Source organism: Paenibacillus anseongensis (genome assembly GCF_009757995.1).
GTDB classification, from domain to species: domain Bacteria; phylum Bacillota; class Bacilli; order Paenibacillales; family NBRC-103111; genus Paenibacillus_E; species Paenibacillus_E chondroitinus.
Window position 1 is genome coordinate 491516 of sequence record NZ_WSEM01000039.1, and the last position, 20950, is coordinate 512465.

The 20950-nt window shown below is 46.1% G+C and carries 24 protein-coding genes and 1 pseudogene; 5 read left to right on the forward strand and 20 right to left on the reverse strand.

The window, feature by feature from the left end; genetic code table 11:
* Position 1: 1 nt before the first annotated feature.
* The 5 genes from GON05_RS37460 to GON05_RS37475 all read right to left on the reverse strand — a co-directional run bounded on the left by GON05_RS37460 (position 2) and on the right by GON05_RS37475 (position 3641).
* Positions 2–715, reverse strand: coding sequence for a 2OG-Fe(II) oxygenase (locus tag GON05_RS37460; protein ID WP_157326540.1), 714 nt, complete (start codon positions 713–715; stop codon positions 2–4).
* A 136-nt stretch (positions 716–851) separates the two neighbouring features.
* Complete coding sequence (locus GON05_RS38960) at positions 852–1001, reverse strand: hypothetical protein (RefSeq protein WP_181646480.1); 150 nt, start codon at positions 999–1001, stop codon at positions 852–854.
* Positions 1002–1023: 22 nt separating this feature from the next.
* Complete coding sequence (locus GON05_RS37465; RefSeq protein WP_157326541.1) at positions 1024–1908, reverse strand: nucleoside hydrolase; 885 nt, start codon at positions 1906–1908, stop codon at positions 1024–1026.
* Positions 1909–1938: 30 nt separating this feature from the next.
* Positions 1939–2808, reverse strand: a complete 870-nt coding sequence (locus GON05_RS37470) for an aminoglycoside 6-adenylyltransferase (RefSeq protein ID WP_157326542.1) — start codon at positions 2806–2808, stop codon at positions 1939–1941.
* Between the two features lie 17 nt (positions 2809–2825).
* Entirely contained in the window at positions 2826–3641 is an 816-nt protein-coding gene (locus GON05_RS37475; protein ID WP_157326543.1) for an MBL fold metallo-hydrolase, read from the reverse strand.
* A 197-nt stretch (positions 3642–3838) separates the two neighbouring features.
* Between GON05_RS37475 and GON05_RS37480 the strand changes: the two genes are divergently transcribed.
* A complete protein-coding gene (locus GON05_RS37480; RefSeq protein ID WP_157326544.1) occupies positions 3839–4318 on the forward strand; it encodes a C40 family peptidase in 480 nt (159 codons plus the stop codon).
* 79 nt (positions 4319–4397) lie between these two features.
* On the opposite strand, the gene GON05_RS37485 is transcribed toward GON05_RS37480, so the two are convergent.
* Complete coding sequence (locus GON05_RS37485; RefSeq protein ID WP_157326545.1) at positions 4398–4748, reverse strand: hypothetical protein; 351 nt, start codon at positions 4746–4748, stop codon at positions 4398–4400.
* Between the two features lie 208 nt (positions 4749–4956).
* Between GON05_RS37485 and GON05_RS37490 the strand changes: the two genes are divergently transcribed.
* The gene (locus GON05_RS37490; RefSeq protein ID WP_157326546.1) at positions 4957–5301 is read left to right on the forward strand and encodes a DUF1904 family protein; all 345 of its coding nucleotides are present in this window, start codon (positions 4957–4959) and stop codon (positions 5299–5301) included.
* A gap of 67 nt (positions 5302–5368) precedes the next feature.
* Here the strand turns inward: GON05_RS37490 and GON05_RS37495 are convergent, their stop codons facing one another.
* The 11 genes from GON05_RS37495 to GON05_RS37545 form a co-directional block, all read right to left on the reverse strand.
* The gene (locus tag GON05_RS37495; RefSeq protein ID WP_157326547.1) at positions 5369–6124 is read right to left on the reverse strand and encodes a glycerophosphodiester phosphodiesterase; all 756 of its coding nucleotides are present in this window, start codon (positions 6122–6124) and stop codon (positions 5369–5371) included.
* The gene (locus tag GON05_RS37500) at positions 6121–7146 is read right to left on the reverse strand and encodes a CehA/McbA family metallohydrolase (RefSeq protein WP_157326548.1); all 1026 of its coding nucleotides are present in this window, start codon (positions 7144–7146) and stop codon (positions 6121–6123) included. Before GON05_RS37500 ends, GON05_RS37495 begins: the two co-directional genes overlap by 4 nt.
* A complete protein-coding gene (locus GON05_RS37505; RefSeq protein WP_157326549.1) occupies positions 7143–7604 on the reverse strand; it encodes a hypothetical protein in 462 nt (153 codons plus the stop codon). Before GON05_RS37505 ends, GON05_RS37500 begins: the two co-directional genes overlap by 4 nt.
* Before the next feature lie 124 nt (positions 7605–7728).
* Entirely contained in the window at positions 7729–8739 is a 1011-nt protein-coding gene (locus GON05_RS37510; protein ID WP_157326550.1) for a LacI family DNA-binding transcriptional regulator, read from the reverse strand.
* Positions 8740–8835: 96 nt separating this feature from the next.
* A complete protein-coding gene (locus GON05_RS37515; protein ID WP_157326551.1) occupies positions 8836–11454 on the reverse strand; it encodes a DUF5054 domain-containing protein in 2619 nt (872 codons plus the stop codon).
* 38 nt (positions 11455–11492) lie between these two features.
* A complete protein-coding gene (locus GON05_RS37520) occupies positions 11493–12284 on the reverse strand; it encodes an endonuclease/exonuclease/phosphatase family protein (protein ID WP_157326552.1) in 792 nt (263 codons plus the stop codon).
* A 6-nt stretch (positions 12285–12290) separates the two neighbouring features.
* On the reverse strand, positions 12291–13571 hold the full coding sequence (locus GON05_RS37525; RefSeq protein ID WP_157326553.1) for a CehA/McbA family metallohydrolase: 1281 nt from the start codon (positions 13569–13571) through the stop codon (positions 12291–12293).
* Positions 13572–13601: 30 nt separating this feature from the next.
* Positions 13602–14471: a carbohydrate ABC transporter permease gene (locus GON05_RS37530; protein ID WP_157326554.1), complete on the reverse strand. Its 870-nt coding sequence runs from the start codon at positions 14469–14471 to the stop codon at positions 13602–13604.
* Positions 14472–14481: 10 nt separating this feature from the next.
* Complete coding sequence (locus GON05_RS37535; RefSeq protein WP_157326555.1) at positions 14482–15357, reverse strand: ABC transporter permease subunit; 876 nt, start codon at positions 15355–15357, stop codon at positions 14482–14484.
* A 78-nt stretch (positions 15358–15435) separates the two neighbouring features.
* Positions 15436–16869 carry an extracellular solute-binding protein gene (locus GON05_RS37540; protein WP_157326556.1) on the reverse strand — a complete coding sequence of 478 codons (1434 nt, stop codon included), beginning with the start codon at positions 16867–16869 and terminating at the stop codon, positions 15436–15438.
* Between the two features lie 102 nt (positions 16870–16971).
* On the reverse strand, positions 16972–17982 hold the full coding sequence (locus GON05_RS37545) for a LacI family DNA-binding transcriptional regulator (RefSeq protein ID WP_157326557.1): 1011 nt from the start codon (positions 17980–17982) through the stop codon (positions 16972–16974).
* Between the two features lie 380 nt (positions 17983–18362).
* Between GON05_RS37545 and GON05_RS37550 the strand changes: the two genes are divergently transcribed.
* Both GON05_RS37550 and GON05_RS38965 read left to right on the forward strand, forming a co-directional pair.
* Complete coding sequence (locus tag GON05_RS37550) at positions 18363–19247, forward strand: DUF2334 domain-containing protein (protein WP_157326558.1); 885 nt, start codon at positions 18363–18365, stop codon at positions 19245–19247.
* 59 nt (positions 19248–19306) lie between these two features.
* A complete protein-coding gene (locus GON05_RS38965) occupies positions 19307–19477 on the forward strand; it encodes a hypothetical protein (RefSeq protein WP_164819672.1) in 171 nt (56 codons plus the stop codon).
* A gap of 42 nt (positions 19478–19519) precedes the next feature.
* Here GON05_RS38965 and fosB read toward each other — a convergent pair whose 3' ends face one another.
* On the reverse strand, positions 19520–19957 hold the full coding sequence (gene fosB / locus GON05_RS37555; RefSeq protein WP_157326559.1) for a metallothiol transferase FosB: 438 nt from the start codon (positions 19955–19957) through the stop codon (positions 19520–19522).
* 105 nt (positions 19958–20062) lie between these two features.
* Here fosB and GON05_RS37560 point away from each other — a divergent pair, with 105 nt between their 5' ends.
* Positions 20063–20287, forward strand: a complete 225-nt coding sequence (locus GON05_RS37560; RefSeq protein WP_127456052.1) for a hypothetical protein — start codon at positions 20063–20065, stop codon at positions 20285–20287.
* Between the two features lie 55 nt (positions 20288–20342).
* Here GON05_RS37560 and GON05_RS38970 read toward each other — a convergent pair whose 3' ends face one another.
* Both GON05_RS38970 and GON05_RS40215 read right to left on the reverse strand, forming a co-directional pair.
* On the reverse strand, positions 20343–20573 hold the full coding sequence (locus GON05_RS38970; RefSeq protein ID WP_181646499.1) for a hypothetical protein: 231 nt from the start codon (positions 20571–20573) through the stop codon (positions 20343–20345).
* Between the two features lie 87 nt (positions 20574–20660).
* Positions 20661–20876, reverse strand: a pseudogene (locus GON05_RS40215) (CapA family protein); the annotation flags it as partial.
* Positions 20877–20950 lie beyond the last annotated feature (74 nt).

A 20950-nucleotide genomic window follows, 5' to 3' on the forward strand; every position in this document is an offset into this window, starting at 1 on the left:
TCTATTTCGAGTCGTGGAAAATAATCCCCAAACTGTATCTTGTACCTGTAGTTACAGTACTTACACCGTGTCTAAGTGTCGTTCTATAATAACCACGGGTTCCTAATACGGGACGATGGTTGGTCGGAAAAATAAGACCTTCCCCTTGATTCAAGGTTATGACGTGCCCACGGCTTTGCGCCCGCGGCCGCTGCTCCACCAATAAGAATTCTCCACCTGTGTAGTCCACTTCTCTTTGATTGAGAGCGACTACGACCTGAAATGGGAAGAACACTTTCCCATACAAATCCTGATGCAAGCAATTATACCCTCCTGCATCGTATTTCAGGATTAATGGGGTTGGACGATTCTGTTCCTCTTGATGACATTGTTCAAGGAATTCTTCCAGTGTTGCCGGGTATGAAGCATCGAGACCTAATTGTTTCAGCCAGCGATTCGCAGTTATAGCAAGCTCCGGATACAATCCTTCACGCAGCCGCTTTAACAATGATGGGAGTGGGGCACTGTAATATTTGTATTCTCCAACCCCAAACCGATATCGAGACATGTCGATAGTCGTTCGGAAGAGACTTTCTTCTTCGTAAGTGTTGATGAGCTCTTGACATTCGTTTTTCTTTAACAAACTGGGTAGTTTAGCATAACCATTTTCGTCCAGCATTTGCTGAATACTATTCCAATTCATATTCTCAACGTTTAACAATAGGCTTTCAGGCATATTGTAAGTCTCCCCCTTATGATAATGGTGTCCACAAACAGTATAGCCCCAAAATAAGCTCTTGTACGTATTCTCGAATATGACAGCAAGATAACGAAATCCATTCAATGAGATTTTATGTTTCGAATATACGTCGTTACTCCGACGGCTCCCAACGCGGCTTCGAAAGTTCCAAACACTCAAAACAAACGAGGCTTTTGTCCTCCAAAACAACTCCGTCCAGAAACCCTTCCCGGCAATAAATCGGTTTACTGCACTTTGCACAAGTACCAACAAGTTCATGCATATTGCGCCCTCCCCCGATAAGACTAGACACACACAACTGAGAAATAATGTTCAAAAAAGCGCGTTCGGTCAACCGCTGAAGCTATTACGTGTCTCCCCTCATCGCACTCACGAAAGTTCATCATCCCAAGCTTCTGCTCATGCTTAAAATCAACCTCGATGTGCCCTCTTTGATAGTCACAAAGAGCTGGCTCAAATAAGCAGGCGGCCACGAGCGGATCATGGAACGTCATCGGATGATCCGCCAACCAGGGGGAGCCGAAACTTTCCACCGCTCTCATCAGATCCGTGTGAAAAAGGTCATCTTTCTCCTGCTTTTCTAGGACAAGCCTGGTTGTTACGTTTAGTCCGAATGTTTTCATATGCTGAACGTTTGCATGGTAAACAATTGCCGCAGCATAAGGATCAACCCATGCGTTCCAGTTATCTTGAGGCATATTCAAACTTCGTTCCAACGCCTCCGAAAATACGCCGCTCATGATAAATAGCTCCTTGAGCAGCGTGGGGATTTCCGGATCCAGAGAGAAAAGCATTGCGATATTCGTTAAATGCCCGATGGCAACGAGAGAAATTTCATACGGATGCGCTCTTATCACCATGCGCATGCGATCGACGGCTTCATATTTACGAAAGTGTGTGTCATGCGGAAAAAGAGGCAGATGGACAGCCCCGCCAGGAGTGGGATACAGATCGCTAGGTAAGAGCTGCCTGTCCGCTCCTGCGAATATGGGAATATGACGGCCAGCGGCTTTACAGATGCTGTCGGCAATCATCGCTCTTTGCTCAACTTCGCCGCCGACGGTCGATATCCCGACCAATTCACATGCCGGTTGTCGAAGCAAGTACGCCAAACATAAAGCATCATCAATATCTCCGCCGATATCGGTGTCTAACCATACTTTTTTCATAGACGCCCTCCGCTCTATCCGACTTTAATCCTAGTAAATACCTTCCGCGTTCACTGGAAGTTCCCTTACATGTGCCAAATGAGCTGTAACCTTCTCGTCTTCGTCCACATTATAAGCATAACCACAATATTGAGCGACTTCCTTTGCCGTTTCCCTGAAAAGCTCACACATGATAAAAAGTCCTTGCCACATACGATCATAATCCCCATCTGGATAGGTTTGAACAAATGCCTTCCACTGAGCAGGTGCAAGGTATTTCTCGAAATACTTGCCGCATTTTCCGGAGTCAACAGCGAATTCCGTTTTGATTCCGATATGCCATTGAAGCATCCTGATTAACATATCCCGCACGGGGTGCTCATACATGAATTTCGCATAGGCAAGCTCTCTGCGCCATAATCCTTTCGCTATATAGGTACTTACCCACCAGAACTCATTACAGCAAGCTGCAAATTGAGATGAAGTTGGCGGATGTGTCAAATAGTCGCGGTTACTTGGTTCATCAAATGGCGCGATAATTCCATCCTTGTCCAGCAGAAGTACGCTCAAGCTGTCTCTATGCCAAGTGGCGATATGGTCTGTCTCGTAGAAGGATAAATCAATTCGATTACCGTCCGTAAATTGCATAAGGAATGTAAATTTATGTATAGGTTCTGAAACTTCCACCCCCATCTCATCTGGAGTTTGCATGATCATAATTTTCCCGAAGCGGTCAATCCAACTGCGATCTTGAATAATGGATTGCAAAGAGGTCACCACGTACACAATGTCATAATCCTGAAAAATATCCTTCGGAACGTTCGGATTAACGCGTGAACCATTCATGATGACCGCTCGAATGTTTTCGCTCTCTTGTGCAAACCCTAGAAGGAGTGCAAGCATCTCTTTTTCAGTCCTCATTTCGATTCCTCCACCACCTACAAATATTCACGTTTCATAATACTCACGTTTTCTTTATGGCACTCTTCCGTGAAGGAAGATGGAAAAGCATGCTCTTGATTAAGCGCCTCTAGCGCTGATTCATCGTTCGCGATAACAGACTGGCGGAGCCTTTTCAGATAATCGGCTGCCAGTTCCACACGTCTCTTCATTTCACCTTGATCGGATGTGGCTGAGCCATGACCAGGGACTAATAACTGAACATGATGCTGCTCGAGGATTCTGCTGCTTTTCTCAAGTGTCTGAGTGTACGCCTTCGCGCTATCGTAAATGAAAGGCAATTCAAAATCCGATAAATAGTCCCCTGCAATCAGAATGCCCAAGGGTTCAACTACCGTCATTAATCCGTCTGCTGTATGTCCTGGCGCCAAATAGAAGGTCAATGTCGTTTCTCCCAGCTGTAACTGCTGACCATCCTCCTGAATCACGATATCCAGCTCGGGAAATAGAATCGGATACTTCCTGATCACATAATTCTCGTTGTCAAAGTTCTTAATAAGCTTCAGCTTATGTTCTTTCTTGGGGTGGTTTTGGAGCGCCAAACTTCCAATTGTTTTCGCGCCCGGGAATGCCTGATAGCCAATGATATGATCGAAATCTCCATGTGTAAAAAGCAGATAAATCTCCCGCTCCCCCTGGATGGATTGGACATATTGTTGGATAGCTTCAATTTCATTCGGCAGCCAATTTGGATCCACGATGATGATCATTTCATTCGTTTGTATGACGGTCGAAGTGGTTTGAAACAGTGCGCTTTGGAAAACGGTCACAGCTTCATTTTGCAATTGAATCATAGGGTTTCTCATCCTTCTTTCTCCGCAAATCGTACTCATTATTTTATCTTACGTTTAAATGTAAGCACAATAATTGCCATGGTTAATAAACCCTTCGTACCCATTAATCCACTAAAGCCCACCATGATTTTCTATGGTACAGTTATCCCATAAAGGCTTTTTACTACCAAATTTGGAATAAGGATGTGTCATCACATATGAAAAAACTAGTTATATCTACCACGGTAGCGCTTTCTGTACTATTTTCGACGGTTGGGGTGTCAATGCCTGCTTCTGCGTCGGCACAAGAGATTTATGCCACGAACGGTCATAAATTTGTAAATACAGCAAAATCTTATATCGGTAAAGTAACTTACCGTTTCGGTACCAAAGATCCAGCGCATCTCATCTTTGATTGCTCCGCATTTACACAATTTGTATTTAAGAAAAATGGTGTGAATATCCCATGGGGCTCCAAAGCTCAAACGAGTTTCGGTTCCCGCGTGCCAAGCAAGAGCCAACTAGCCATCGGCGACCTCGTCATGTTCAGCGTGAGCAAGCCTGGTCAAATCGATCATGTAGGGATTTATGTTGGCAATGGTAATTTTATAAGTAACACGAAGAGCTCCGGCGTTGTCATTTCGTCTTTAAACACGGGTTACTGGAGTACTCGCTACATAACAGCTAGACATTATTAATCCTTAATATAAGGCTTACTTACTAAAAAGAGAGTTCAAGGAATATCCATTCCTTTGAACTCTCTCCCTTTTTCATTGATTATAATCTCACAGTTTGCTCCAAAATACGCTGTTTAATTTCCTCTGGATGATCGATCTGAAAGACAACTTTGCCAAATTCATGTTCCTCCAATTCAAGAACAACGACATCCTTGTGATTTTCATAAGAAATGAAGCACCATTTGTTCCCGATCAGAAAACGACCTTCTCGAATGTCGGCGACCGAAGTACCCACCCGGAATTGAAACATCGATAATTTAAAATCTTCAATCGACACTTTTTTTATGTTTTTAAAAGGGATATCGACTTGACGTTTTAACGCGGCAGCACTAGTCAATCCTGATAGATGTAAAATAAGGCGGTCATTCGTATATTCAACGGTTCTTGGCATAGGAGTACCTCCGAGATTCAAATTTTTTCCATTCAGCATTACTTTCCTAAACTTATCTGAACAACTATAATACGATTAAGTGTACAAGATCGTTCACACGACCTATCGAGATCTGAGAATGATTTCATCTAAAATAGGTTTTGTTTTTATGTTTAGTTTTCAATAGAATGATTAAATTCGCTAACAACTATGCAAAGAAGGAATCAGCATGCCGTTTCTCCGTTTCAAAGGATTTCAGAAGGACTTCGTTTCTTCGATCTCAACCAGCGTGGTGCAGGAGTTTTCAAAGGTAACCGGCGTCTTGCCGCAAAAGGTGAAAATCGAGCTTCTGCTAGTAGAACAGCTTAGCAATTCACCGCAATCGCTGGAAATTCTCATGTTTCCAAGAGATCAGGAAATGCACGACCGCATTGCGCAAGAGATGAATAACCTGCTAGCCGCGCATGGCTATGGCGATGTTCATATCTTCTTTATTCTATTGTCCCCTCATTTGTATTACAAAGAAGGACAACCCTTGAAGTCCATTTTGGAAGAACCCATCTCCTTAACATGATTCCGGTCATGAGGAACAAGTAAAAAACCTCCTTTACCACAACTGTGGTTCGGGAGGTTTTCTTTTTCTATATCTGCCGGTCAGTCTTTAATTGGACGAGGGCGGCAATGTTACGTGTGGTGATCGAGTGAACGCCCATTTGACTAAAATGCTCCATCTCATCTACCTCGTTGACTGTCCAAATACAGACATCAAGCCCGTACTCCGCTGCGATTGGCAGCAGTTCAGGTGCGACCACGCGATAATTCAAATTAAGCCCGAAACAGGCCGAAGCTGCGGCGTCTTTACAAATTTGATGAGCTACGTCCGTGTAAGGAGCATCCGTCATAAATACAGCAGGATCAACATTTAACAGCTTGCGTAGACGCGGATTTACTCGCTGAACAAGCTGGGCACGGTCTTTCTCGCAGCCGGACAAGAAAACCTGTTCCAGCAGTTGATTCTTTTCAATCCACGCTGCTATAGGCTCTACACAAGCATCTGATTTAAGATCCAAATTCATCCGCACACCAGATTTGCTCAGGTAAGGAAGTACAGCGTCCAAGGGAAGAATGCGCATGGTTTCGCCAGGTGCCCCATTATGGGCTTTAACATCTAATTGAAGCAATTGTTCATAGCTCATTTGAGAGATCCAGCATTCCGTGCCGTCTGCCAAATGAACATTATCATCATGGGAAAGAACAAGCATCCCGTCAGCCGTAACAAGAATATCCTCTTCCAGAATATCGGCTCCGCAACTTAATCCGGCTTCGATGGATTTGAGCGTATTATCCGGTGTACCCATACAGCCGGTGTGGGCTGTCATGCGTGGAAATGAACTCATTTATCGTCTCCTCCTCTATCTTGCGTCAGATAAATCGCATTCGTAAATCCGATTAACGTATGAACGTTGCAAAAAACACCGTTCATCTCCGCTCGCATCCACGTAACGCCTGATAAATCAAGCTCTGTTGTCAGCTGGAATTGGTCTCGCGTCAGTTTCAATACGGCAAGCTCCCCCTTGTTGCTAACCAGTTTCATCTCTAACGGATGATCCGGAAGCTCCCAGTGACCCTCTCTTGCCGTAAAATCCACGCCAACCGTGACTTCCGTCAGCTCACCCTGCTTGATTTGAATGCTGTCACCGATCTCTGCCCCTTCACGGCCGGACTGACCAACGCGCAGCTGTGGCAGCGGCCCCATGGAAACCGCGACCGCTCCCCGTTTCAACGCATCAAGCGCAGCTGCGACAAGGCCTGAGCTCGCCACGAGCGAATCGCTTAATCTTAAAAAAGTCGCTGAAATCGGCTCAGATACCGGATCGGACACATGCCAATCTCTACCGCTGGTCGCGGCAATCTGATAACCCTGATTAAGCAGATCCGTCCACATTGCAAATGCGCGTGCGTTATTTCTCCGAATCGATGGGAATAACCCTGACCATACCTCCATATAATCGATCTCGTTCCAGTCCGAGACCTCGAACTCCCAGTAGCAGCCTGTGCACATGGGACTGCCGACACGAAAAGGATGCGCCAGCCCGACAAGCCCGCCTTGGCGATGAACTCCATCTATGCCTCTATGAATGTGAAACGGGCTTAGATTTCGCCAATCGACATACTCGGACAATCCGAGTGTCAGCATGTGACCGAAGAAAGTGGTCCACTCCAATCCAGGGATCACCTCGACCCCGGTTGCGGCCACGACCTCATCACGATTCGAAAGACCTGTCATCGTATTATGATCTGTTAGCGCGACACCCCGCAGCCCTAATTCTCTGGCAGCTTCAGCTAGCTCTAACAGGGATTGCTTGCCGTCACTGTGAAAGGTATGACAGTGAAGCTCAAATGGCAGCCATTGCTTCATGCGTCTGCACCTCCATCCCATACCTGCAGGCGATAGCGGCATTCCTCAGTTACAACACAATGAACATTAATCATGATCTTTAGTTGCCCCCTCGGGAAGACACCCGGCGTAAATCCGGGAGAAGCCTCCGTGGCAGTAACTGTGAGGTGTTGGACAGGATCGTGGCGGTGTCCGGCGCCGCGAAAACTATGCTCATCATCGAAGGATAGTGTCAATAAATTCTGCAAAGGCAGAAACTCCCGCCAATTGTAGGAGGCTCTATGTTCTTCCAAGATGTATTGGTTAAACCCTTCACGAATCAATGCCTCCGCTTGCTCCTCATCCTCCAGCTTTTTCGGCTCATAGGCGAATTTCACATGAAGTTCATGGCAATCTCTAGACAGATGAAGCGTGTAAGTAATATGACTTTTGGAACAGCTCGGTGTCACGGTTCCTTCTGCAATCAACAAAGTTTTCATTCTAAAACCTCCTTCTAGATAATAACACCTCGGGGTACAATAGGGTAAGCGCTTAACCTAATCTTAATAATGCAGACCGTTCCATCTTCTCGAATCTATCACATGAGAGGTAGAACGGCCTCGTTTATTGCTTATTGTAAGATGTACATGAGTTCCGTATAACAAGCTCCGGCAGCAAAACAACCCGCTGTTTCAGTACTTTCTCTCCTTTTATCTCCTCTACGAGCAGATCAACCGCCCTTCGTCCAATTTCCTGGATTGGTTGAGCAATCGTGGTAAGGGGAGGATCAATCAAAGTTGCCAGAATCGTATTATCGAAACCGACGACCGATAGCTCGCTCGGCAGCTGCATGCCCGCAACTCTAGCCGCGCGAATGGCGCCGATAGCTAACAGATCGTTACAAGCGAACACCGCCGAAGGCTTGTCTTCCAGCTGTAGCAGTTGGGCCATCGCCTGCTGGCCGGTCTCTACGGAAAAACCGCCTATAGCGACCAACCGTTCTTCAACATGCAAACCAACGTGGCTCAAAGCTTGCTTACAGCCTCTTAGTCGCTCCCGGTTACTCATATTATCCATATCCTCAACGAGGATAGCAATTCGCTTATGACCTAATTCTAATAGATGGTTGCCCGCCTGGAAACCTCCAAGATAGTCGTCAACCATGACCGTATCCACGGCAAGCGTTGGCATTTCGCCCGTAATTAAAGCAATCGGTATGTTTTGTTGGATCAGCTTTTTTAAAAACTGATCATTCTGAATTCGGGTCGCTGAGATAATTCCGTCTACTCGCTTCTGTGAGAGCAGCGATAAATATTTCACTTCTTTGTCCGGATCGTTATCGGTGTTACATATAAACACGTTAAAACCATGCTCATGACCGCGATCTTCGACAGACCGGGCTATCTCGGCGAAGAAAGGATTCGCCAAATCGGGTAGCGTGAGTCCGATTGTGTAAGTGCTTTTCCCCGTTAATGCTGCCGCTACCATACTTGGCTGGTATTTCAGCTGCTCCATTACGCTATGTACGTGCTTCCGCGTCTTATCGCTGATTCGGCCCGTGGCGTTAATAACTTTGGAGACGGTAGCGATGGACACCCCGGCGGCTTGGGCAACATCGTAGATGGTCGGTTTCATTCCTTGCCCCTCTCAATAAACGTTCCTATCACAGACAATCCATATTGGCTTTATCATACGATATGAACCGCCGAGCTGTAAACGTGAGATTAGCAATTAATTGATTATTCTAAATGTATGCACTTCAAATGGTTTCGTTATCAGTCGAATACGATGATTGCTTATTGGCATGTTGTCTTGATCGCGTTCCAGAAGATTCGTCATACGGACTTCTTTGACCTGCTCCGGGAGAACAATCTCAACTTCTCTCAGAACGCCTGTACATTCACGAATACGCAGGATACAGCCTTCCCCATTTTCTGCAACTTTCCAGCAGCTAACCGCCATCCCGTCCAGTCCCGCCGGAAGGATGTCTTGCATCGTTTGGAGCTCATCTGCAGGTGCCGCAATCGTAACCGTTTGTGTCATCGTCTCCTGGGCCACTTTCCAAACTTCGCCTTCTCGCCAATCACCGGCATGCGGAACCAAACGAAAACGATAATGCAAGTCGCCGCCGCTCCACTGCGGGAAATTCGTTCCCCACCAATTGTTGAATACATTGAAATGCAGCTCCGGCTTCTCTGGCTTGTACTCGTGCTCGAAATCCCACATGCCATTTTTCCCGATAAAAAAGAGCGGCGAGTCCAGCGGAATGATCGCCATTCCCGCGAATCCATTGGAAATATCGACAAAAAGCTCACAACAATGAAGCAGTGTGCTTGAGGAGCGAATCGTATCCGTGAGCGGATTGACGACAGAGCCCAGCTTATTGATGCTGTATTGCGGGCGTTCAAGCTTCAACGGGAAAACGATATGTCCCGATTCTGCCAGCGGGGTTTCCTGTTTGGCATGCAGCTTGTAGGCAACATCCAGATACGGAGAATCTTCAGTCAAGGAGAATGACCATTCGATAGAACTCGCATTACCATACTCCGTCGTAGTTTCAATGTCTGTGGCTGCTTTGCAAGTAAGGCCTACAGAACCGCCATTTTCCCAAATTTGAATATCCGCAGCTTGCGTAGTGAACGTAAGCCTTTTCTGCTGTTCCGGATAATCGGTTTTACCAAAGTCATGGACACCCCAATCATAAAAGCGATAGGCGTATTTCTTCAAATAGCGCGTGATCTCTTTATTGGAGTAAATATCGTACTTATATTGACCAAAACCGGTTTCTGCAGAATCGTCGATCCATTCCTTCCGAAGCTTTTTATCCCAGAGGCTTTGAATCCAGCCCGTGTTTCGATCCACTTTTACGATGATAAAAGGATTTTCGATAACAGCCTGTGTCTCCATTAGATAAGCTCGCGCTAGCCCTTTATTTTCAGCGGCAAGAGTCTGACCGTCTTTCTTCACGTAATTCAGCGTTTTATATCCAAGTGCAGGCAGGCCGGAGATGTAAGCTTCTGCACCACCCTCGGACCGCTTTAAGGCAATCGCTTTGCCCGTTTCCGCATCGACTAGTACCTCATCGTCAGCAGGCAAATCGCTAGCTTGAATCCATGTTTTGGCCGAGCGGCTCCAGCCCAAATTAGAATGGACTCGCAGTGCCTTTGCAGCCTGATTATCTGTCCATTGTCCGCTTGTCAATTCCGCTTTTGCCTCATGCAAAGAGCTCTCCGCTTTGTTCAAATAGTCAACCTGTTCCGCCCAGGATTGTTCCATACGCTGATAGCGTTCACTCTGTTTTAACTGAAGGAATGACTTCTTATCATAAGCGACTCTCGGAAAAAGGAATGTCTTGCAATCCATCCCCCACGTATGCTCGCCAAATAGCAGCGTGTGCTCATAGCTTTCATCGATGAGTGCTTTTACAGTCTTCTCAGACTCTTTTTTTCCACCTTCATAATGATTCATAGCCACCGCGCTTTCCACTGCGGTAACCTCACTTCTTAGCGCTCTTACCCTTGCCACCTCGCGCGGCGCAGTCCCAACCCCATGGATCCAGGAATCCGCCATATCGCCGCGAATAACCGGCAATTCCGGATTCCGCGCTAAGAAGTCCGCTGCGAAGTCGCCCAAGCTGCCGATATGCAGCTCTGCCGTTGAACCGCTTTCACGAATGGAGGCTTTCATTTCTTCGATAATACCAGCGTCATGCGGCCCGTGATTATCACTGGTCTGAATCATCGCAAGCCACACGGGATGCGTCCACTCTTCCGGCGGCAAAATGCCCGTCCCATAGGACCCTTTGGAATAAAACGTCAACAAACGCTCGCCATCGGGGCCTTCCCAGTAAAAGACCGGCGGAACGTCAGGAGGTGTAGTAGCCGGATTGCAGCCGAGATGCAGAAACTCCACGCCTGCTTTTTTGAGGAGCGACGGCACGATCCATGTATGCCCGGGTACATCCGTCATTTTGGCATCCTTCGGATCGTAGCCATAGAGGTTGGTAAGTCCTTCCGATACATACATCCCGCGAATCCATTCCTCTAAGCCGCAAAATTCCGTATGCGTTGTATAAGGAAGCTTATGCCAAATCAGCTGTCTATTCTCCAGATAGGCAAGCGCCTTCTGCTTCTCTTCCTCTTGGCTGCCTTTCAAGGATTGAAGCAGCGGCCAAGCTGACATGGTCCAAACATATTTCTCATGTTCCTCATTCGTATGGGTTTGATCACAAATCTCGATAACATCTTTCAGCATCTCAGTACGATAACGCCCCACAACATCTGAAACTAAGCCTGTAAATCCAATATCAAAATGCGTTTTAAAAACGACATAAATCTTCTCAAGTGTCATTCCTCTGTCTCCTTCTGACTGTCATCTAGTTGTTCTTCTTAGAGGTTAATCTGAGCAATAACCGGGTAATGATCGGACGGATAACCCCCGCCAATTTCTCTTCGATCTACAAGCGCTCGATCCACTGCTACATCCGGCGATACAAAAATATAATCGATTGGCTCCCCTGCTTCGCCGCCTTGAAAATCATGTGCTGTCCATCCAATTGGACCAGGCAGTTGGGTATAGGCATCTTTTAGCCAGGATTGCTCCCCATCCAGATCGGTTTCTCCGCGCAGGAAACGTATCGGTAAATCCACAGGTCGGCTATTGAAATCTCCCATCAAAATCACGGGAAGGGCATGTTCTTTGTGATGAGCGGTAATATAATCCCAGATTACTTTCGTGCCGAGATCTCTAGCTTGCTGGCTTTGATGATCAAGATGCGTGTTGTAAACGATAAAACGCTCCCCCGTTTTCTTATGTTCGAAAATAGCCCACGTACAGACGCGAGGGAAACCGCTGTTCCACGAAATGGAAGCGGTGACTTCCGGGGTTTCCGACAGCCAAAACTGGCCATGCTGCTGAAGCGTCAGCTCCTCTTGCTTGTAAAAAATTGCGCAATGTTCATTCTCACGGGCGCCAAATCGACCTTCGCCAATCCACGCATACTCGGCCAGTTTCGGCTGCAAATCGTTCAGCATCTCGTAATAGCCTTCCTGCGTTCCGACAAAAAGTGGTGCATGCGCATGAATCATTTCCACTACCTTGTCAATCCGATTCGGCCATGCGTTCTGTCCATCCCCTGGATTGTTGTATCTTAAGTTAAATGTCATTACGGTATATGCCATCTGAACTCACCTCTGAAAATAGATTGGATTCGTTAACATCGCCATTAAATTCTGATCGAATTCCTCAAAGTGGCGCCATACTTCAACGCGGTAAAATGTTCTGCCCTTTTGCTCAACCGCAAGTTCCCATGATCCTGATGATGAACAAACTTCCGATAGCTCCACGCCATGTTCGCTAATGAGTTTGATCTGGTCACCTACATGAATGTGTTCAATCCTGACCAGCACGTTGTCATTCACGTCATTTAATACGGTATCGCCAGTCATATAGTCACCACAAGTTAGCTGCGCGAAAGGGCCTTCCGGTGAATAACTAATCACCACATGCCCTTTATCGATCCCTTGAAGAATACCATTCACCGTCTTCGTTTCGGCATAAACCCATGTACACGGCATGGCATGTTTGACATAACGTTCAGGTCGGTGAACATCACTGCCGCCAGTTGCGACAAGCTTCCTGCCTGAGGCGAGCTGCTCCTGCCACCAGGCCAGCGCCCGCTCATTGCGAGCTGTCCAAGGGCCATTCCAGACTTCCCACCAGTCGTGATTCGTATTGAAATCCCACTCCCACGGGCAATAATCGCAATGGGGGTGGTTAAGCACGATTTTCGCCCCACGCTCACGTGCCGTTGCGAGTCGAAGATTAACATCATCTTGATTCTTCACTCGAAAATCATCAATTGGCTCCAAAACGCCAAGGAAATTGCTATGGCCAAAATTGGTCGTAAACTCCATGCCCGGGATCATGACGACCGGCGTATTCTGAGGATACGAATAATTTTGGCTAACCGCGTTATGATCCGTCATCGCAATGAAATCGCAGCCCAGCTGCTCCATGATCGCCGCGTTTTCTTCCAGCGTATAAGAGCCGTCACTGTTAACACTGTGCGTGTGCAAGTCCCCTTTGAGCCAACGCGCTGTATGAAAAAAGAACGTGATGGTAATCGTAACTTCACAGCCTTCTTCAGGGACTTTATAGGCGTTATGAAGAACAGCCCAGTCCCCGGCTTGCAGTTCACCAGGCAAATAACCGGGAGTCGCCTTCTCTAGCCCGATCACAAACTCGGAGCGAGCCCCTCCGCTCCAGCCTCGCACTTTATGGCTGTCTCTGACGCCAAGATCAATGACAGGCTTTGCATCACCGTGAGATTGAACGGCAAATTGCACATGAATCTCTTCCACCTTTTCAGGCATTTCGAAAGGAACTTCCACATATGTACTTTGCTCACTGTGATGAATCTCTCTGCGGTAAGTAGTGACTTGGTTTCTTCGGCTTGTCTGCGGCATGACGAACTCCACGCTCCTTTTTCATATATGTTACTCTTTGTTAGCACCAACCAAAATGCCTTTGACGAAATATTTCTGCACATAGGGATAAATAATAACGAGAGGGAGAAGCGCAATCACAATCCCTGCCATCCTAACATTCGTCGTGACAATAAAGTTACTGGATGTAGAATCGGTATCTACGATTAAGGATTTCAAGGCGATTTGCAGCGTATATTTCGCATGATCGCTAATAAATAATAGTGCTGGCGTGAATTGGTTCCAACGGCTAACGAATTCGAAAAGTGTAACTGTAGCAAGTCCTGCAGCAGCTAACGGGATGTACATAGTAATGAAAATACGGAATGCTCCCGCCCCATCCATCGTCGCAGACTCCGACATTTCAACAGGTACGGACAGGAAGAAATTACGCATAAGTAAAATACTGAAACCGGAAACCAGTCCGGACATAATTAATGCCGTTAAAGAATTTAACAAGCCAAGCTCTTTGTTCACCACATAAACGGGGATCATGATCGCCTCGCCTGGAATCGTCATAGTAAGGAGAATAGCGGAAACCATAAACTTTTTCCCGGGCAACCCTCTTTGGATCAATACATAACCAGCCATCGAGCACAGCAGCACATGACAAACTGTCCCTACAAGCGTAACAATCACGTTATTCAGGAACGGCGTATACAATTGCATGCGATTCCAAACCGTCGTGAAGCCCTCAACGCTGAATTGTTTTGGATATAAAATAATGCCTGGCTGCATGGAAGCAAAATTGGATGAGAAAGCCAGTGCGAACGTATTCAATAACGGAATAAGCATGGTAGCCAGTAAAATGAATAAAAATAATAAATTAACCCCATCGAATAACCGGCTTCCCCAGCTCGTAGGCAAATTGTTTGTTTTCATGGAGATCCCTTCACCCCTCGTCATAGCGAATGATCGCTCTGGTCACAAACGTAATGAGCAATGTCGCGAAAATCACTAAAAATCCTGCTGATGTTGCTAAACCGACTTTGAATTCCAGTATTCCTTTATGGTACGTGTACATCATGATGACATCCACTTTCTTGGCAATGGCACCGTTGCGCATCACGATGATTTGATCAAAAATACGCAAAATGCTAAGCACATTCAGCATAATAACAACCTTCATCGTTGACACCAGCGATGGCAGTGTAACATAACGAACCAATTGCCAACGATTCGCTCCATCCATTCGTGCAGCCTCATATAACGCCGGATTGATGGCTACAATCGTCGCTAGATAAAGGATGCAGATAAAGCCCATCTCTTTCCACACCGAAGTAAGCACCATGACCCAACGGGCAGAATCCGCACTGGCCATAAAAGTAATCGGTTTTGCCACGCCTACCAGCTTGAGAATCGCATTCACAATACCGGTGTCCGGAGAAAGCATAAGAATCCACATGCCGCCTACGACAACCCATGAGAACAAATGGGGAATGTAAACAATCATCTGAACCACTTTTTTAAACCATGCCTGGAGGATCTCATTAAGCGACAACGCGAGCAAGATTGGCATAATAAAACCGATCACCAGCATGCCTCCGCCTAGCAGCAATGTGTTTTGCATCATTTCCCAGAAGGAATGATCCTTAAGCACGGTAATATAGTTATCAAATCCGATAAAAGGCCGGTTTCCAATCAATCGAAACTCTTGGAAGGAAATGATAAAGCCGCGAACGAGCGGATAATAGGAGAACACAAGAAAATAAGCCATGATTGGAAGCATCATCAAATAGAGGGCTTTGAATTTCCATACAACTTTCAAACGAAGTCACCACCTTGCCGTTAATTGTAAGGGGAGTATGTCAGGCATATGTCGTGCATACTCCCCTGTCCATATGAACTAGTCGATCAATTTCGCTGATTTTAATTGTTCGCGCATTTTCTTCACTGCATCCGCAGCCGGCATTTCGCCAAGAATAGCCTTGAAGGAATATTCGTTAATGATTTTCTCAGCATCCGCCCATTTCGGTGGCGTCAGCTCAAGCGTTGCATTTTTCAAAATAAGATCCTGCGCTTCTTTCACGCCCGGAAGTAAACCGAATGGATTCGGGAATTTCTTGTTATACCAGAAAGGAACGCCGTGATCCATAGCATGATCTTTCCCTGTTTGTGTAAGCTCGTATTTCCCGCCATTTTCCGTATAATCCGTATCTTTGATTCCCAAGCTGCCCAAAACAATACCATCTTTGGAGTGCCACCACTCAATGAATTCAAAAGCTGTTTTTGGATGTTGGGCATTCACCGGAATGACCCAAACGTCCGGATCTCCACGGCGCAGCATATATTTACCGTCAGCTCCGGCGATGCCTGGAAGGCCCTTCGCTTCAAATGCGGTATTCGCATCGGCAATTTTTCTTGTATTGTTCAGCATACCAACCCAAGCATCCCAGTAAGTAATCATGCCGACACGGTCAGCAAGGAACAGATTCCGCATTTTACCTGTATCGTTTGTTGCAAAGTTAGGGTCAAGAATGCCTTCTTTGTACAATTTGTTCAACCACTCGTATACCGGAATAGCCGCATCCGTTGAGTATGGAACGTCCAGCTTCCCGTCCTTCTCCACATAACGTTGTTTCAAGCCGGCTCCACTGAAGAAACCTTGCAGTTCGTACATCCCAGCTGTGCTTAATCCATATGTATCCTTTTTCCCGTTACCATCTGGATCTTGTTCCGTGAATGCTTTCAAGACCTTATAGTAATCATCAAACGTTTTCGGCTCAGGCAAATTAAGTTTTTTTAGCCAGTCCGCACGAACGATCGGCATCGTTCCACCTTGAAATTTACTGAAGACGCCATAGATCTTGCCGTCCTTGGTCTTCACTTGATCCCACTCCGACGTTGGCAAAACTTCAGGATCTTGAAGTGTTTTTGACCCTTTCACTTGATCGGTTAAAGGCATGAGAATACCTTGCTCAGCCAGGGTGTTCATCAACTCTTTGCTTACTTGAAGCAGGTCGTATTTCTCGCCGGAGGACACAGCCGCCATCAGCTTCTGATTATAATCGGAAGCCGGCTTTTCCATCTTAACTTTGATGCCGCTCAAACGTTCGATTTCTTTCTCAAACAAGACGTTCTCTTCGGGTGTTTTACCGCCAACAACACCGGACATCATTCGCAAAGAGCGCTCTTCCTTATTCCCTTCCGTCTTCGCCTGATCGGATGCTTTCGGAGCTTCAGTTCCTGTACTGCTGTTAGATGTACAACCCGCTGCTAAACTTCCGACAAGCAGAGCTGCCATCATCGAAGTAACGACTTTCGCTTTTTTGGCCTTCATATTACCCTCCGTTATATGCGTTGTTATGGGATTAACCTTTACGAAATGTTAATAAAGCGCTTTCACAATAGGCAATGAACCTTTCTTCCTGGCTTCTCATCCTTATAAACTTCTGGTAGATTCACGTACAATGAGCTGTGCATCTACGATAAGTTGTTCCACCGTTGACGGATCTTTCATTTTTTGAATTAAAATGCGTCCTGCCTCTGCTCCTAGCGTTTCCGCTGAAAGCTCAACAGAAGTCAATTTCGGCGACATCTCTTCGGCCAGCCTCACATCGTTGCTTAATGCCACGATCGAAAGGTCTCTTGGGACGTGGATACCGAGTTCACGAGTGGCCCGCAAAATACCTAGTGCAACTCTGTCTGTATCCGACACAACCGCTGTGAAAGGAACCTGTTCATGCATTTGCATGATAGACATGTAGCCGTAATCCATCGGTGTCGCATGCTGCTGACGGTCAAAGTTCATAACATGGACGTTATCATAAGGAATTCCTTGCTCTTCATATGCCTTCTTAAGACCATTTACACGATCGACTGAAACCGTCATGTTCGCTGATGCATTTAAGAATAAAATAGAACGGTGGCCTTGCTCTAATAAGTAACTGCCAACCTCGTAGGCAAGCTGCTCATTGTCATTATCGACATAGCTGATTGAGCTCTCCAAGGGATCAGGTCTGCCTACCAGCACTAACGGAATTCTCATCTGCTCGAATCGCTCAATACGCTGATCGTGCTTACGTGGATTCAACATAATAACGCCATCGACAGGATCGCTTGAAAATTGTGTAAGATCTTCATGCTCTGGAAGCGTGTCTAGCAGAATACGATACCCATGCTTCGTACATTCCTTAATGACCCCATTCAGCATTTGAATTTCAAATTGCGTCGTCGAGCCCTCTTTAGAAATCGGCATCTTGAGTCCAACAATCATCGTCTTCTTAATTGCCAAACTTCTGGCAATATGATTCGGGAAATATCCCAGTTCTTTGGCTACCGAAAGTACTCGATCCGTTACCGGTTGAGAAATCGGTCTCTTTTTGCTGAATACGCTCGAAACTGTTCCTTTGGAAACACCCGCAAGCTTGGCAACATCATCAATGGTAGCCATCCTTCCACCTCCTCTATGCAATTTAAAATAGCTTTCACTTTCAAATCATTAAAGCGGTTTAATTAAACCGGTTTAACGCCCTTCATATTCCCTATTATAGTTAAAAACAGACAAATTACAACACGTTTTTTATTAATAATTCGTAAAATATGAGAAAGCGGTTAACCCATTGGTACAAAAGAGGTTTACACTATTTTAACAAAACTTGAAACCGCTTACCTTAACCTTCTTTCCTCTTTGCCAGGATTCTTCTTTTTCGGACAAGCATCGACATAATTCTGCATGAATTTCACCGCTATATTCAGCGAAATGAAACGGAAGTCTTACACATACAATGGTATTGGAAGTATCCAACTTACTCGTTGCGGAGGGATTTCACCGTGAAAGCATTACTGCGGCTTGAAGATATCGGACCTGGCGGTTTTTACGAAAAAACAGAAGACCAAATGAAGTTACGTGCCGTTGCGGATTATTTATATATGCAAAAGATTCCTTTTCATGTGGCCGTCATTCCCCGATACATCAATCCGAATCTGCAATATGACTGCACCATCAGCAATCCGTTTGATGCCATTTCCGTCAGATTTGTTGAAACGTTACAAGCCTTACGAACTCGCGGAGCTTCACTAGGTATTCACGGGTACACTCATCAGTATGGGCACTCCATCAGCGGCGAGGGGTACGAATTCGCATATCCGGACTGCCTCAAAGATTGCCCGCCGGATGACCCGAGGTCTTCCCTTACCGATAGTCTGCATATTCAGAGGTCCTATGCGTATGGCAGATTTCATATGGCCTTATCCGCCTTTCAATCCGCCGGCCTGCGACCCGATTGGTTTGAAACGCCACACTATGCAGCCTCGGATGTGCAGCGTACGATTATTGAATCATGCTCATGGTTAATTTACGAAGATAATCCCCATGACCCAACCAATCGCCAGGTGACCTATCAAATAGCTGCTTCAATCGTTGGAAGAACCTATTACGTCCCAACGCCACTGGGATTTGTAAGGGGTGATGCCGTAGAGCAGGACGTCACGAGGATTATGGATCAAGTGGATCAATACGGTGCGGATGATTTGGCTTCATTTTATTACCACCCCTTTCTGGAATTTCCGTATATTCACATTCGCAAATATGCCCCACCTTATTACGAGGAACGAACCCCGCTGAAACGGCTGGTGCACCACATGCTCTCGAAAGAACGTCGGTTCGTTAACATTCAAGATTTGATTTATTCTTTTATGTCCACACAATCCGTATAGAAAGTTCCAAACTTTGGCATACTACTCTTTGTTGTATATAGAGCAAAGGAGGTGTCACTATGCCAAATCAAAATCAATCCAATCAAGCATCCAAAGCGCAAGTACAGACTACCGAACTAAATAAATTACCAGTTCCTGGTCAAGAGGATACAGAATTCTCCGCAGAGGAAGCGGCAGAAGTATTCCAATCCAATTCATCCTCATCTTCCAATAGCGATTCGCAGGATTAAGGATTAGACAGCAAAGAGGCTGCCCCACGGGGCAGCCTCTTTCTATTTAGGGAAATCATCTTCATAAAATGTCATATGCGGCTTCTCTTTCCTGTAGTAAGCTAACCGGTCTTCCAGGCTGCCGGTATGGAATTCGAATTTATGCCCGTCCGGATCGGTGAAGTAGACAGATCGCTTATCCTGTTCGTCTCTCTCCCGCCCTGGAAGTATATTGACTCCTAGATGCTCCAGCTTTTCCACCACAGCATCGAAATCCGCCTCTTCTACTGTAAAAGCCATATGGGTATATGAAAATTGAATCTCATTCCGAGGAATTTCCTTCTCGACATTCAACGCCAGCCATATGCCGCACAAGTCAAAGTAAGCTAAGCTTCTCCCTTTGACCAGCAGCTTGGCTCCAAACACTTCTTGATAAAATGAAATCGACTTATCTAAATCCGTTACCGAAAAAAGAAAATGGTTCACACTTTTGATATTCAACGCATCAGCCTCCTTCCACCTGACATTTTCTATCGCTGCATGAATGATTCCTGCCTTCTTGGGCATATTAACGAAGCAAAATTCCAACAATTAGGAGGATGCTCCATGTCAGATCAACAATCCGATCAACAACAAAATGCAGAAATCCAGGCTCACAATGCTGTGGCGGATGCTCTGCACAATTTGAACGTAGCCCAGACCGCCAACAATAATCGTCGGCAAGTGATTCAAGGTGCGCAGGAGCAGTTAGACGCGGCGCATGCACAATTAGCTGAAGCGCGTACAACGCAATCATCTGCAAGCAATGAGGATGACGAAAGTCTCTCCTAATGCCACGCAGCAGTCACAGCAGCGAATACCCCTCGACACTTGTTCGAGGGGTATTTTATTCCGTACCGATAAAGTGAAGTTCCTGCATGTATGTTCTCATATGTTGCTTAATAGGATCAAACTGAATCGTACCATTCCTAATCTGCACAGGAGCAGCTTGCTTCAACGGGAGCACCTTGAACTGCGTCAAGTTTTGGTAAGAGGTAAATGTCGGAAGAAAGGACGGTTGTTTCAGCGTAATGGTCCTCTCTTTCCCCATCCTTTTGACGACATCAATCGTTGCCATTCCGCCTACTCGCTTGGCAACTCCGCCTTGCGCGGATATGAAATTACCTAATGAGTACAGAACCAGCGTCTTGTGGCCATTGATGCCTGATACCCAAGCAGGCGGCTGCAAAACATGCGGGTGGTTCCCGATGACGATATGAACACCGTAGTCCGCCAGCTTTTGAGCCAGCGCCATTTGACTCTCATTAGGTAAAGTTTCGTATTCTGTCCCCCAATGCATAGCAACCACGACAACGTCAGATATACGCTTGGCTTGTTCGACTTCTTGAGCAATCTGAGCGGAATCGATGCGATTAACCAAATACGCCTTCCCTTTCGGATGGGGGATGCCATTCGTCCATAGGCGTAGCTCAGAAACGAAAACGTAATGTTATT